Here is a 12,417-nt window from a genome sequence, read left to right on the forward strand (position 1 = left end):
TCAGTTGCGCTGCAGCCCCAGCGCGGTGAGTTCGGGCGAAAGATGATCCCAGGGTACGTCAAAACCGGGCGTGCGGCGCCGGGGCGGCGGCGCGTGGGTGCGCAAGGCCCATTGGGCGCCGGCCAGCACGCTGTCGATGATGGGCACGCCGAGGCCGGGCTGGATGCTTGCCGCCATGCCGGCCAGCCCCGCGCCGCCCAGAATCACGGTTTGCGCGCCGAGCTGGCGCACCGCGTCGCGGCAGGCCTGGCTGAGCAGGGCGCGCGCGGCGACCGGGTCGGCGGCGAGTTGCGCGCCGGTGGGCGCCACGGTGTGGATGCCGGCCAGCAGCGGCGCATGGCCGAGCGACTGCGCCAGCCGCTGCAGCATCGGCCCCCAGCGTTCGCCGCCGGTGACGATGGCAAAACGGCCGTGGCGCGCCGCCTCGATGAAGGCGGCCTCGGCCAGTCCGGTGACCGGCACCGGGCTGCTTTCGCGCAGCGCCAGCAAGCCCGGGTCGCCAAAGCAGCCGATCAGCACCGCATCGGGTGCTTCCAGCTGCGCGCCGTCCGGCCCGCTAAGTGCGGCAGCCCAGGCGTCCAGCGTGGCATGGGCGGCCACGGCATAGCTGGCTTCGTCGGAAATATAGGGCGCGCCAAAACGGGAGGTGACGGTGCGCACCTGCACATGCAGCCCGCTGGCGGTCTGCACATGGGTCTGCAGCAGGCGGCTCACCGAGGCCGAGGTGTTGGGGTTGATGACCAGGAGCTTGCGCATGAGGTTCATGCCGCCACGGCGAACAGGGTGGCCAGGTCGGGAACAGCATCCACCGGCGGCGTGAATTGCAACTGCGATTCCAGCCGCGTCAAGTGCTCGCGCATGCGGCGTCCGGCTTCGACCGCATCGCGCAGGCGAATCGCATCGAGCAGCGCGCGGTGTTCGCGGCAGCCGCAGGCCGTGGCGTCTTCGCGGTTGCGCTCATGCGGGGGGCTGTAAGCCATCAAGATGAGCGAAGTGCGCGAAATCAGCTCGCGCAGGATGCGGCCCAGCGTCTGCTGGCTGGCGCGCTCGGCAATCTGCAGGTGAAAGTCGCCCGACAGCCGGATGGCGCGGCGCATGTCGCCGGCCAGGCGCGCGGCTTCTTCGTCGTCGATGCAGCGCTTGAGCTGCGCCATGTCGGCATCGCTGGCGTTGGCAATGAACAGCGCCACCAGCGTCGGCTCAATCATCCGGCGCACCTCGAACACCTCGCGCGCTTCCTGCTCGGTGGGCTGGGTGATGGTGGCGCCGCGATGGGGCGTGAGCGTGACCACCTGTTCGTTGGCCAGGCGCACCAGCACGGGCCGGATGCGCGTGCGCGACACGCCGAAGGCCGCAGCCAGCTTGTCCTCCCCCAGCCTGGTTCCCGGCGGCAGGCGATGGTCTAGGATGGCCGAAACCACGCGCTCGTAGATGTCGCCGTCGGTCAGCGGCAGGGCGGCTGCTTCGCTCATCGCGCACCTTTCTTTTGCCGGCGGCCCAGCCACCAGGCCAGGCTGATGGCCAGAGCCATCACCAGCAGCGACACCACGGTGGTGACCGTGCCCAGCGCGTAAATGGACGGGGTGGTGACGGTGCTGGTCAGGCCCTGCAATTCCAGCGGCAGGGTGTTGACATCGCCAATCGCCTGCGAGGTGCGGGCGATTTCATCCCAGCTCAGGGTGAAGCCGAACATGGCTATGCCCACCACCGACGGCGCGATCAGCGGCAGCACCACATGGCGAAAGCCCTGCCACGGCGTGGCGCCGAGGTCGCGCGCCGCCTCTTCATAGGCCGGGTTGAAGCGGTTGAAGATCGCGAACATGATCAGAAGACCAAACGGCAGCGTCCAGGTCAGGTGCGCGCCGAGCGCCGAGGTAAAGAGGCCCAGCGCCGTGCCGTAGCCTTCCAGCGTGCCGGTCATGCCCAGGGTTTCAAGCAACTGCTTGATGCCAGTGTCCAGCAGCCGGAACTCCAGCCCGATGCCCAGCGAGACGATGATGGACGGCATGATCAGGCTGGCCACGACCACCAGGAACAGCAGGTTGCCGCCCGCCAGCTTCTTGCGAAACGCCAGTCCGGCCAGCACCGAGAACACCACGGTAAACACCATCACCGCCAGCCCCAGGCCCAGCGAACGCATGAGCGCCGCGCCGATATCGACCACGCCCAGCCCTTCGGCCAGCTTGTAGAACCAGTGCAGCGACACGCCGCGCAGCGGGAAGGTCAGGCCACCTTCCGGCCCCTGAAAGCTCAGCACCACGATGACCAGCATCGGACCGTACAAAAACAGCACGAACAGCGCAAAGAACAGCGCCAGGAACCAGAAAGCGGCGGGGCGTTTGTCGCGGGTCATTTCTAGAGTTCCTTGCGAATGTCAACCAGCCGGGTCAGTGCCCAGATGATCATCAGCACCAGCGCCAGCAGGATGACCGCATTGGCCGCCGCCAGCGGAAACTGCAGGTAAGAGGTCTGCACCTGGATGATCTTGCCGATGGACGCGATCTGCTGGCCACCCATCACGCCGATGGTCACGAAGTCGCCCATGACGATGGTGATGACGAAGATCGAACCGATGATGATGCCGGTGCGGCACAAGGGAATGATGACGTTCCACAGCGTCTGCCAGCCAGAGGCCCCGCTGTCGTTGGCCGCCTCGATCAGGCTGCGGTCGATGCGCATCATCGAATTGAAAATCGGCACGATCATGAACATGGTGTAGAGGTGGACAAAGGCCAGCACCACGGAAAAATCGGAAAACAGCAGCCATTCAATCGGCTGGTTGACCACGCCCAGGCCGACCAGGCTCTGGTTGACCAGGCCATTGCGGCCCAGCAGCGGCACCCAGGAAATCATGCGAATCACGTTCGAGGTCCAGAACGGAATCGTGCACAGCACGAACAGCAGCGTCTGCACACCGGACGAGCGCACATGAAAGGCCAAAAAGTACGACACCGCAAAGCCGGTCACCAGCGTGATCAGCCAGACCAGAGCGCTGAACTTGAAGGTCGAAAGATAGGTCTTGAAAGTGACGCACAACTCGGACGTGTTGCCGCAGCCCTCGAAGATCGACACGTAATTCTTCAGCGTGAAGCCGGGCAGCAGCTCGTACTCGTTGAAATCCCAGAAGCTGACCATCAGGATCAGCGCCAGCGGGATCAAAAAAAACAGCACGAACACCGCCGTCAGCGGCAGCGCCTGCCACCAGGCGGCCAGGCTGCGGCCTGGCGCCCGGGTAGCGACCGGAAGTGAGCTTGAAGGGCTGGAACTCATGAATATCTCACTCCAGTTAGGATTTGGCAAATAACAACTTCCCGTCCGTCATTCCCGCGAAGGCGGGAATCCAGTAACACGGGCTGAAACGCTAAAACGAGTCTGGATACCCGCCTTCGCGGGTATGACGCAGGAAGTTATTGCTAACCGTATCCTTAAAGCGGGTCATGCAGCGACAAACTCATTCCATTTCTGGACCATGTAGTTGTTCTCGTCCATCAACGCGTTCCAGCAGGCAATGCCGCCCATGCGCGCCTCGTAGCTGCCGCCGTCGCGCACCGCACCTAGCTTGGCCAGCACGTCGCCGTTGGGGCTCTTGATGTCTTGGCTGGCGGGCTTGCCTTCCATCCAGTAAGCCCATTCGTAGGCTTCCATCTTGCTCTTGGCGGTGTCCAGCACGGCGCTGTAATAGCCCTGGCGGTTCAGGTAGGCACCGGCCCAGCCGTCGAGGAACCAGTTGATGAACTCATAGGCGCCGTCGAGCTTGCGGCCCGAGAGCGTGGCGGGCAGGCCGAAGCCGGCGGCCCAGGCGCGATAACCTTCTTTCAGCGGCTGGAAGTTGCAGGCAATGCCCTTGGTGCGCACGGCAGTCACGGCCGGCGACCACATCGACTGGATCACGACTTCGCCCGAAGCCATCAGGTTGACCGATTCGTTGAAGTCTTTCCACAGGCTGCGGAACTGGCCGGCCTTCTTGGCTTCGATCAGGGTCTTGATCGTCAGGTCGATTTCCTTCTTGGTCATGTTGCCCTTGTCGGGGTATTTGTAGATGCCCATGGCCTCGACCACCATGGCCGCGTCCATGATGCCGATCGACGGAATGTTCAGGATGGCGGCCTTGCCCTTGAACTCCGGGTTCAACAGCTCGGCCCACGAATTGATGGGCCGCTTGATCAGGTCGGGACGAATGCCCAGCGTGTCGGCGTTGTACACGGTGGGAATCAGCGACATGAACTGCGTCGGGCTCTTGGCGAAGACCTTGCTTTTCTCGCCTTCGAGGTAGATCACCTTCTTGGGCGCGGTGCCCTGGTCGCCCACGGCCTTGCCGGCCACCATGCCGGTGGTGAACAGCGGGGTGATCTTGTCGGCGTTCTTGATGCGCTTGACGTCGATGCCCTTGAGGTTGCCGGTCGGCACGATTTTCTTCAGCGAGAAGTATTCGGTGTCGATCAAATCGAAACTGTTGGGCGCGGTCACGGCGCGCTTGGTCACGTCATCGGTGGTCACGGCCACGTACTGGATTTTGATGCCGGTGTCTTTTTCAAACTTCTCGGCAATCGCCTTGTCCTGGTTCACGGCGGTGCCGAGGTAGCGCAGGACGATTTTTTCCTGTGCATGCACGGCAGGCGCCATGCCGGCGGCCAGGATGCCGGCCATGCCGGCGGTGCCCTTGAGCAAGGTGCGGCGCTGAACGCCGGTGACAGCGTCTTTTTGATCGGAAAAAGAGTCGGACATGGTGAAAACTCCTGGTGGCGTGTGAATCTTCTTGCGAAGCGGTGGATAAAAAAGGACGGGACGAAAAGTTCAGGCGGTGGCGGTGACTGGCGCGCAACGCTCGGCCTGCAGGCGGTGCGCGGCCTCGGGCGCCCATGACAGCTGGACGGCTTCACCCAATGCATAGGGCCGGGCCGCGAACGCCGCCTCGGACACCATCACCGACAGCTCGGCCGTGGTGTGCGCGGTCTGCACAGACTGGGAGATGCCGGGGTTTTGCAGCCCCAGCAGCACATAGGTGCCCTGGTATTCGACATCGGTGATGACGGCGCGCTGGTTGTGCGGGCCTTCGGGCGCGGCCTGGCTGGTCGGCGTGAGCTGCATGTGGTCGGTGCGCACGCCGATTTTTCCAGCCGGCGTGTCCAGCACGTTGTGCCCGCCCATGAAGCGCGCCACGAATTCGCTGGCCGGCCGGTTATAGACCTCGTGCGGCGAGCCGACCTGCTCGATCAGCCCGTGGTTCATCACCACCATGGTGTCGGCCAGCGCCATCGCTTCTTCCTGCGAATGGGTGACGTGGATGAAGGTCAGGCCCAGTTCCTTTTGCCAGCGGCGCAGCTCGGCGCGCATCTGGATGCGCAGGAACGGGTCCAGCGCCGACAGCGGCTCGTCGAGCAACAAGACTTTTGGCTGGGTGATGAGCGCCCGCGCCAGTGCCACGCGCTGCTGCTGGCCGCCCGAGAGTTCGGCCGGCTTGCGCTCGGCCAGCGCGCCCATGGCGACCCGGTCGAGCAAATCCCTGGCCCGCGCCTGACGCTCGGCCTTGCCCACGCCCTTCATCTTCAGGCTGAAGGCCACGTTGTCGAGCGCGGACAGGTGCGGAAACAGCGCAAAGCTCTGGAACATCATGGCCGTGCCGCGCTGGGCGGCGGGCAGGTGGGTGATGTTGCGGTTTTCCAGCAGGATGTCGCCGCTGCTCACCGACTCGTGGCCCGCGATCATGCGCAGCGTGGTGCTTTTGCCGCAGCCCGACGGCCCCAGCAGGCAGCAGTAGCTGCCGCTGGTGATGCGCAGGTTGATGCTGTCCACCGCCGGGCTGCCTTGCGCATAGCGTTTGGTCAGGGCGACCAGTTCGATGGCGGCGGGTGGCGCAGCGTGCTGGTTGGACGGTATCGTGGGCGTGATGGCGTTCATGCCCACGGTTTGAGCAAAACCTGTGCCAGCACCGTGTACCGTTCAATCCATGGATTGCATACAAAATTGCACGGCCTTAGTGCGCAATCGGCCGGACCGGGTGCGGTGATGGTGCGCGATGAAAACGGTCAGGCCCTGTTTTTCATCGTTTCATCGCACAGGTGTTCCAGCCCAGCAGTGCGTAAGGCGGGCACCAGCCGATCAGGCCGGTCGCCAGCGGCACGATGCCAACCCAGCCCCACAGTCCGACGGTGCCGGTGGCGGCCAGTCCAATCAGCACCAGGCCGATGGCGATGCGAAGGATGCGGTCAATGCCGCCGACGTTGGATTTCATGGCTGTTTTCCCTGAGGTGAAGTGGATGATGGCCTGATTGGACGCCTTGCCGCGCGCCAAGTCTGTGACCTGGGTCACGCAGCCATCGTGCTTGCGGACGCCCGGTTCAGGCGGGCAGGCCGGCAGCCACGGCGCGCAGCGCGGCGCTGTCGCGGATGTGGATGCGCTCGCGCGCCAGTTCGACCCAGCCTTCGCGCTCGAAGCGGCGCAGCAGGCGCGAGATGATTTCGCGCACCGTGCCCAGCTCATCGGCCAGCGCCTGATGGGTCAGCGCGAGGTTTTGCCCCCGGCCCAGCAGCGCGGCGGCCAGCCGCTGGTCCAGCCGCTGAAAGGCCACCGCGTCGATCAGGCAGGTCAGGTCGGCCATGCGTTCGGCGAACAGGCCCAGCACCTCATTGCGAAAGGCCGGCGTTTCCAGCCAGCGGTTGAACACGTCGGGCGAGATCAGCAGCAAGGTGCTGGCCTTGGTCGTCACGCCATGCGCCGACAGCGGCTGGGTGCGAAACAGACACGCTGACGACACCAGGCACAGCTCGCCGGGAACCACCCGGTACAGCTCCAGCGAACGGCCATCGCCCGAACTGCGCGAGACCTTGATTTCGCCATCGAGCACCAGCGGAAAGCCCTGGCAAGGCGTGTTTTCAGTGAACAGCACCGTGCCGGCCGGCACGCTGATGGGCGCGATGGCCGGATGCACGTCGGCCAGGGAGGGCTGCACCTGCGCCAGGGCTGGGTAAAGCGTGGTGGGGGTGGGCAGGGCAGGTGCTTGTGTCATGAAGGCTGCTGTGCTTATTTGAGTTCAGCGGAGGCGAAAGGCGGTTTGCTGGAACGATTAGAGAACTCAGTCCTGATCTCCGCAAAAGACAACTGAAGCTCCACGATTCAGGTTGTGAACATCAAGCGCCATAGTTCTCCAGCGCAAATTGGACGACTAAATCCTATCCGACCACGACCGCAATGTTTAGTTTTATTTTTGTAGCAAGTACTTCTCAATGCGCCGTGGCCTGAAGTTGGCTGACCGTCCAGAAAGCTGCTTCACTCGCTCTGCACTCAGGCATTTTTACCCAAGGCGCGACACATTGCGCGACATAATTGTGTCGCGCAATGTGTCGCGCTTGTAGTCAGGCGCGACAAATCCACGCCCTGCAGGAGAAATCGATGACACAGACTGAAAACCTAGCCCTGATTGAATCGCTCATTGCTGAACAGCTGCAAGGCATCGGAATTGCCGAGCTGGAAAAGGCGCTGGCGCAGCGCACCGGCGCGGCCGTGCAGCGGCGAACGCTCCAGCGGCGTCTGGAGCGCCTGCTCAAAGACCGGCGAATCGTCGCCGAAGGCCAGAGCATTGCCGTGGTTTACAAACCGGCCTTGCCTGGCGTTGATGCTAGCGTTGCCGAGGCTCAACCCGGCGTAGAAGCTGAACTCTATGTGCCGGTTTCCCCCGAGGGCGCCGCGATTCGTGAACGAATAAGGCTGCCGCTGATGCACCGCCGCCCGGTGGGCTACCAGCGCGAATTCCTCGAAGCTTACGTGCCTGGCGTCACCTTTTATCTGCCCGAATCCATCCGCGCCCAGCTCCACGAGATGGGGCGCACGCCGGTTGGCGGGCGGCCGGCCGGCACCTATGCGCGGGACATCATGAATCGCCTGCTGGTGGATTTATCCTGGGCCTCTTCGCGCCTGGAGGGCAACACCTACAGCCGTCTGGACACGCAAAACCTGATCGAATTCGGCCAGGTCGCCAAGGGAAAGGACGCGCAGGAAACGCAGATGATCCTGAACCACAAGGCGGCGATTGAAATGCTGATCGAGGACGCCGAGCAGGTGGGCTTTGATGCTTTCACCTTCCAGAACCTGCACGCCGTCCTGTCGCAAAACCTGCTGCGCGAAGAGGCCGCCTGCGGGCGCCTGCGCCGCAGGCCGGTGGAGATTTCCGGGACGGTGTTTCAGCCGCTGGCGATGCCGCAGGTGCTGGAAGACTGCTTTCGGCTGCTGCTGCAAAAGGCCGATGCGATTCCTGATCCTTTTGAACAAGCGTTTTTCCTGATGGTGCAGCTGCCTTACCTGCAGCCGTTCGAGGACGTGAACAAGCGCGTCTCGCGCATCGGCGCCAATATCCCGCTGATCAAGCACAACCTGTGTCCCTTGTCGTTCATTGATGTGCCGGAGCGCGCTTACGTGGAAGGCACGCTGGGCGTGTATGAACTCAACCGGGTGGAGTTGCTGCAGGATGTGTTCGTCTGGGCTTACGAGCGCTCATGCCAGCGCTACCTGGCCATCACGCAATACATGATCGAGCCTGACCCGCTGAAGATCAAGTACCGCGAGGCCTTGATCGAGGCCGTGCAGTCGGTGGTCAAGGGGCTGCAGGCGCCTGATCCGCAAACGGTAGCGCAACTGGCAGCCAAGCTGGCGTCGGCCGCAGACCAGCAAGCGTTTGCCCAACTGCTCACCGACGCGCTCAGGCAGTTGCACGAAGGCAGCGTGGTGCGCTGGCGGCTCAAGCGTTCGGAATTTCTGGCCTGGCAGGCGTGCAGGCCGGTTTTGCCAAAAAATTAAGAAAAACAAGGCTTTTGCGCACGCTGGGCGTGCGCAAGCAGCTATCAAATTAATAGTCAACAAAGCGCTTTCCTGATCCTTGGTGGCGCAGGGGCGTAAGTCATAATTCTTGCTTTCTCCATAAGAAAAAGGGGTTGGCTGCACATGAATCACTTCATCATCGGGCTGGGCGGCACGGGGGGCAAGATCATCCGCGCTCTGCGCAAGAGCCTGTACCAGGAATTCCACGGCGGGCCGCCAGCCGGCGTCGGCATCGGCTATCTGTATGTCGATTCCTCCAGCGAAATGATGGCCATGGACGACCCCAGCTGGAAGACGCTGGGCACTTCGGTGCAGCTGCCCAAGGCCAGCCAGTTGCTCATCACCGATGCCAACCTGACTTCGCGGCTGGATAACCTGGACAGCTATCCGGGCCTGAAGCACTGGCTGGGCAGCCCGCAGGAATGGCGCGACATCCTCAACAGCATCGTCGGCGCCACGCTCGGCGGCCAGAAGCGCCGGCTCGGCCGCTTTCTGTTTGCCTGCAAGGCGGACAAGTACCGCGAACAGGTGCAGTCGCAGGTCAAGCTGCTGCAGCAAAGCGGCGAGACCGACGTGACCTTTCACATCGTCGTCGGCCTGGCCGGCGGCACCGGCAGCGGCAGCGTGATCGACGCGGTGGCGCAGCTGCGCGACCTGTACCCCGATTCCAAGCGCTTTCGCATCCTGATTTACGCGCTGCTGCCCGATGCCTATCCGCACCCGAACTGGGACACGGGCAACTACCACGCCAACGGCTTTGCCGCGCTGACCGAACTCAACGCCATGTCGGTGGGCAGCTACCAGCCCTACGACGTGACCGGCGTCAAGCAGCGGCTCACGCTCAGCGACCCGTTCAACGGCTGCTACGTCTTCGGCAACGAGAACGAAAACGGGCTGACGGTCGATGTGGACCGGGATTTGCCCGGCATCGTCGCCGACTTTTTGTACCAGAAAATCGTCGCGGTCAACAACGTCAACTGGGCCTCGCTGGGTCGCATGGAGAACGCCGAAAACGGCGACGGCTCGCCCGAGACCGCGCCGCAGGGCCGCATGCCTGAGCGCTCCAAGCGCTTCCTGGCCTTCGGCATCAAGCGGCTGGCGATTCCCGAAGAGGAAATCAGCGAATACCTGACCTACAGCTTTGCCCGGCAGGCGGCGCTGCAGCTGCGCTTCAACCACTGGCAGCCGGCCTCCGGCTTCATCGACGAGCCGCGCAAGCTCGATTTCAACGAGTTCGTGCAGCAAAAAGAGACGCAGCTGCGCTGGCTGCTGTCGGACGACCACCTGACGCTGGCGCTGGGCATCCTGCCCGAGGACGCCGCGAACAAGCGCTGGAAATCGTTCACCGGCGAGTGGGAGGCGGTGATTCCCAATTTCAAGTCGCTGGTGCGCGAGCGCGAGCGTGCCACCTGGCTCGACGAGCTGACCAAGCTGTGCGAGAAGCGCTACCAGGACGACTACCGCACGCTGGGCGTGAGCGGCTTTTACCGCACCAAGCTCAAGGCGCGCAAGGACATGGCGCGCGAGATTCGCAACCGCATCGAGCAGGAGCTGATCAACGAATGGAAGGTCGGCGCCAAGTCGGCATGGGACGTGTCGCGGCTCTTGATTGCGCTGACCGAAACGCTGGACGAGCGCCTGAAGGCCTGCGACGACAACGTGGTGCGTGCGCGCAACGCCGAGGAGCAGGCGCAGTCGCGGGTGCTGGGCAATCTGCAGAAATGGTCGGGCATGAGCCTGCTGTCCAAGCACCTGCTGGGAACGCCCGACAGCCTGCTCGACGCGCATGGCGTGCATTTGCAGGAAATGTATGTGTACCGTACCCGCGCCGAGGGCTGGGGCTTTGCCAAGGCGCTGCTGATCGAGGTGATCGCCGAGATCACCGACCTGAAGGGCGAGGTGGACCGCGTCGCCACTACCCTGCAGCAGGCGCTGAAAAAGTTCGAAACCGGCATTCAGGCGCGGCTCAACGATGCCGGCTCGGGCGACCTGCGCCAGCATCTGATCCGCTTTTACGACCCGGTGCAGGTCAAGACCATCAGCCGCCGGCTGGTGCTCGACGAAGCCGAGCAAAAGACGCAAAGCGGCCGGGTGCGCGCCGCGCTGGTCGAAAAAATCGGGCCGGATGCAGGCTTTGCGCAGTTCAACCAGCGCGTGCCGGAATCGGCTTTTCTCGATGTGCTGGAAACGGTGTGCGAGGACAACGCCCGCATCGCCCACCAGAACCTGGTGCAAAACCCCAAGGAGCGGCTGCTGGGCGTGTCGATCATCGACAAGCTGCGTGACCGCTACGGCGCCGACCCGCAGGAGCTGAAAAGCTATGTGAACGAGCTGGTCAGCCGCGCCGGCAATTTTGTCGCGCTGGAGCCGCTGGAAATCCACCGCGCCGCGCCGGGCATTCCGGTGGGCGTGCCGACGGCGGTGGGCAAGTTCACCGTCATCCTGCCGAAGGCGCCGGAACAGGCCGAGTTTTCCCGGGTGCTGAAAGAAGCGCTGCGCGAAGCCAAGACCGGCGACGTGGAGATCATCGAGTCCGATGGCCGGTTGAACGAGATCACGCTGGTGTCGATCACCAATCTGCTGCCGCTGCGCTACCTCAAGCCGCTGAAGTTCCTGGAAGAAAAATACCGCCGCCGCATCGACACCGGCGGCGCGCGCGCCCGGCTCGAACTGCACACCGAAGGCGACGGCAACGCCTGGCCGAGGCTGTTCGTGGCGTCGAGCGCCGAGGTCAAGCTGCAGGCGCTGCCTTACGTGCTGCTGGCCAAGGCGCTGGGTTTCATCCACGAAGGCAGGAACCCGGCGACGGGCGCCGACGAAGTGCTGTTGCTGACCAAGGACGCCGACGGTTTTGACAATGACCCGGTGGCGCTGGGCAAGAGCTTTATGGCCAGCGCCGACAGCATTGACCTGGCGAACTTGCACACCATCAAGTCGGTGTGCGGCGCGATGCTGGCGGGCGCTGCTTATCTGCATCAGGACCGCCGCAGCGAAGTGCAGCGGGCCATTCTGGCCGAGGTGGAAGCGGTCAAGGCCGCGCGCGGCGGCAACATCCAGGACGAAACTTACCGCCGCTTTCTGGACGCCGGGCGGCGCGCGGTGGCGATTTTAAAAGGCGAGGCGGCTTGACTCGCCTTGGCTTTTTTGCATGCCCCCACAACAACAGGAGGAACTTCGCGATGGCATCTCTCACCGGCAAATCCGGCAAGTGTTCAAACTTTGGCAACTGTTCGCTGGCCGACGCCCGCACCACGGTTGAAGTCCCGAACGGGATGGATTTTGTCTGCACCGAATGCGGCAAGTCGCTGCTGCTGACGGACCCCGGCCCGCAAGGCGCTGGCAATTCCAGGGCGCTGGCCGTGGGCGCGCTGCTGCTGGTGTTGCTGCTGGCCGCGGGCGGCATTGGCTGGTCGCTGATGTCGGGCAAGAAGGCGCCAGCGCCCGAGCCGGCGTCGCCCGTGGCTGTAGAGCAGCCCCAGACGCCTCCCAAGGCGGAGCCAGCCGCCCAGCCGCCGGTCACCGGCAACTGTTCGGAAGCCGACGAGCGCGTGGGCCTGTGCCGCCGCCCTGCCCAGTAAATCCTTTTAATTTCTCCAGGGGTTAGC

Annotated in this window: 11 protein-coding genes; 3 read left to right on the forward strand and 8 right to left on the reverse strand. The window is 63.7% G+C overall.

All coding sequences use genetic code 11. The features are described 5' to 3' along the window. The 8 genes from ABLV49_RS04520 to ABLV49_RS04555 all read right to left on the reverse strand — a co-directional run bounded on the left by ABLV49_RS04520 (position 1) and on the right by ABLV49_RS04555 (position 7,007). Entirely contained in the window at positions 1-756 is a 756-nt protein-coding gene (locus tag ABLV49_RS04520) for an aspartate/glutamate racemase family protein (protein WP_349280391.1), read from the reverse strand. A 5-nt stretch (positions 757-761) separates the two neighbouring features. Continuing rightward, positions 762-1,472, reverse strand: a complete 711-nt coding sequence (locus tag ABLV49_RS04525) for a GntR family transcriptional regulator (RefSeq protein ID WP_349280392.1) — start codon at positions 1,470-1,472, stop codon at positions 762-764. Beyond that, positions 1,469-2,353 (reverse strand): ABC transporter permease, encoded by an 885-nt coding sequence (locus ABLV49_RS04530; protein WP_349280393.1) that lies wholly within the window; start codon positions 2,351-2,353, stop codon positions 1,469-1,471. Before ABLV49_RS04530 ends, ABLV49_RS04525 begins: the two co-directional genes overlap by 4 nt. 2 nt (positions 2,354-2,355) lie before the next feature. Next, positions 2,356-3,270 (reverse strand): ABC transporter permease, encoded by a 915-nt coding sequence (locus tag ABLV49_RS04535; protein ID WP_349280395.1) that lies wholly within the window; start codon positions 3,268-3,270, stop codon positions 2,356-2,358. 165 nt (positions 3,271-3,435) lie between these two features. After that, a complete protein-coding gene (locus ABLV49_RS04540; RefSeq protein ID WP_349280396.1) occupies positions 3,436-4,725 on the reverse strand; it encodes an ABC transporter substrate-binding protein in 1,290 nt (429 codons plus the stop codon). Positions 4,726-4,794: 69 nt separating this feature from the next. Then, positions 4,795-5,898, reverse strand: coding sequence for an ABC transporter ATP-binding protein (locus ABLV49_RS04545; protein ID WP_349280397.1), 1,104 nt, complete (start codon positions 5,896-5,898; stop codon positions 4,795-4,797). 142 nt (positions 5,899-6,040) lie between these two features. Then, positions 6,041-6,232 (reverse strand): YgaP family membrane protein, encoded by a 192-nt coding sequence (locus ABLV49_RS04550; RefSeq protein WP_349280398.1) that lies wholly within the window; start codon positions 6,230-6,232, stop codon positions 6,041-6,043. Between the two features lie 106 nt (positions 6,233-6,338). Continuing rightward, entirely contained in the window at positions 6,339-7,007 is a 669-nt protein-coding gene (locus tag ABLV49_RS04555) for a Crp/Fnr family transcriptional regulator (protein WP_349280399.1), read from the reverse strand. A gap of 383 nt (positions 7,008-7,390) precedes the next feature. Between ABLV49_RS04555 and ABLV49_RS04560 the strand changes: the two genes are divergently transcribed. The 3 genes from ABLV49_RS04560 (at position 7,391) to ABLV49_RS04570 (ending at position 12,390) form a co-directional block, all read left to right on the forward strand. Further along, positions 7,391-8,791: a Fic family protein gene (locus ABLV49_RS04560; protein WP_349280400.1), complete on the forward strand. Its 1,401-nt coding sequence runs from the start codon at positions 7,391-7,393 to the stop codon at positions 8,789-8,791. Positions 8,792-8,935: 144 nt separating this feature from the next. Then, complete coding sequence (locus ABLV49_RS04565) at positions 8,936-11,941, forward strand: tubulin-like doman-containing protein (RefSeq protein WP_349280401.1); 3,006 nt, start codon at positions 8,936-8,938, stop codon at positions 11,939-11,941. Between the two features lie 50 nt (positions 11,942-11,991). Further along, positions 11,992-12,390, forward strand: a complete 399-nt coding sequence (locus ABLV49_RS04570; protein ID WP_349280403.1) for a hypothetical protein — start codon at positions 11,992-11,994, stop codon at positions 12,388-12,390. The last annotated feature ends 27 nt before the right edge of the window (positions 12,391-12,417 follow it).

This window comes from Polaromonas hydrogenivorans (genome assembly GCF_040105105.1).
GTDB classification, from domain to species: Bacteria; Pseudomonadota; Gammaproteobacteria; order Burkholderiales; family Burkholderiaceae_C; genus Polaromonas; species Polaromonas hydrogenivorans.

Excerpts from the sequence above, each read along its gene's own strand:
- ABLV49_RS04570 (WP_349280403.1), top strand. The coding sequence starts at position 11,992 with ATGGCATCTCTCACCGGCAAATCCGGCAAGTGTTCAAACTTTGGCAAC.
- ABLV49_RS04550 (WP_349280398.1), bottom strand. The coding sequence starts at position 6,232 with ATGAAATCCAACGTCGGCGGCATTGACCGCATCCTTCGCATCGCCATC.
- ABLV49_RS04525 (WP_349280392.1), bottom strand. The coding sequence starts at position 1,472 with ATGAGCGAAGCAGCCGCCCTGCCGCTGACCGACGGCGACATCTACGAG.
- ABLV49_RS04555 (WP_349280399.1), bottom strand. The coding sequence starts at position 7,007 with ATGACACAAGCACCTGCCCTGCCCACCCCCACCACGCTTTACCCAGCC.
- ABLV49_RS04560 (WP_349280400.1), top strand. The coding sequence starts at position 7,391 with ATGACACAGACTGAAAACCTAGCCCTGATTGAATCGCTCATTGCTGAA.
- ABLV49_RS04565 (WP_349280401.1), top strand. The coding sequence starts at position 8,936 with ATGAATCACTTCATCATCGGGCTGGGCGGCACGGGGGGCAAGATCATC.
- ABLV49_RS04520 (WP_349280391.1), bottom strand. The coding sequence starts at position 756 with ATGCGCAAGCTCCTGGTCATCAACCCCAACACCTCGGCCTCGGTGAGC.
- ABLV49_RS04545 (WP_349280397.1), bottom strand. The coding sequence starts at position 5,898 with ATGAACGCCATCACGCCCACGATACCGTCCAACCAGCACGCTGCGCCA.
- ABLV49_RS04540 (WP_349280396.1), bottom strand. The coding sequence starts at position 4,725 with ATGTCCGACTCTTTTTCCGATCAAAAAGACGCTGTCACCGGCGTTCAG.
- ABLV49_RS04535 (WP_349280395.1), bottom strand. The coding sequence starts at position 3,270 with ATGAGTTCCAGCCCTTCAAGCTCACTTCCGGTCGCTACCCGGGCGCCA.
- ABLV49_RS04530 (WP_349280393.1), bottom strand. The coding sequence starts at position 2,353 with ATGACCCGCGACAAACGCCCCGCCGCTTTCTGGTTCCTGGCGCTGTTC.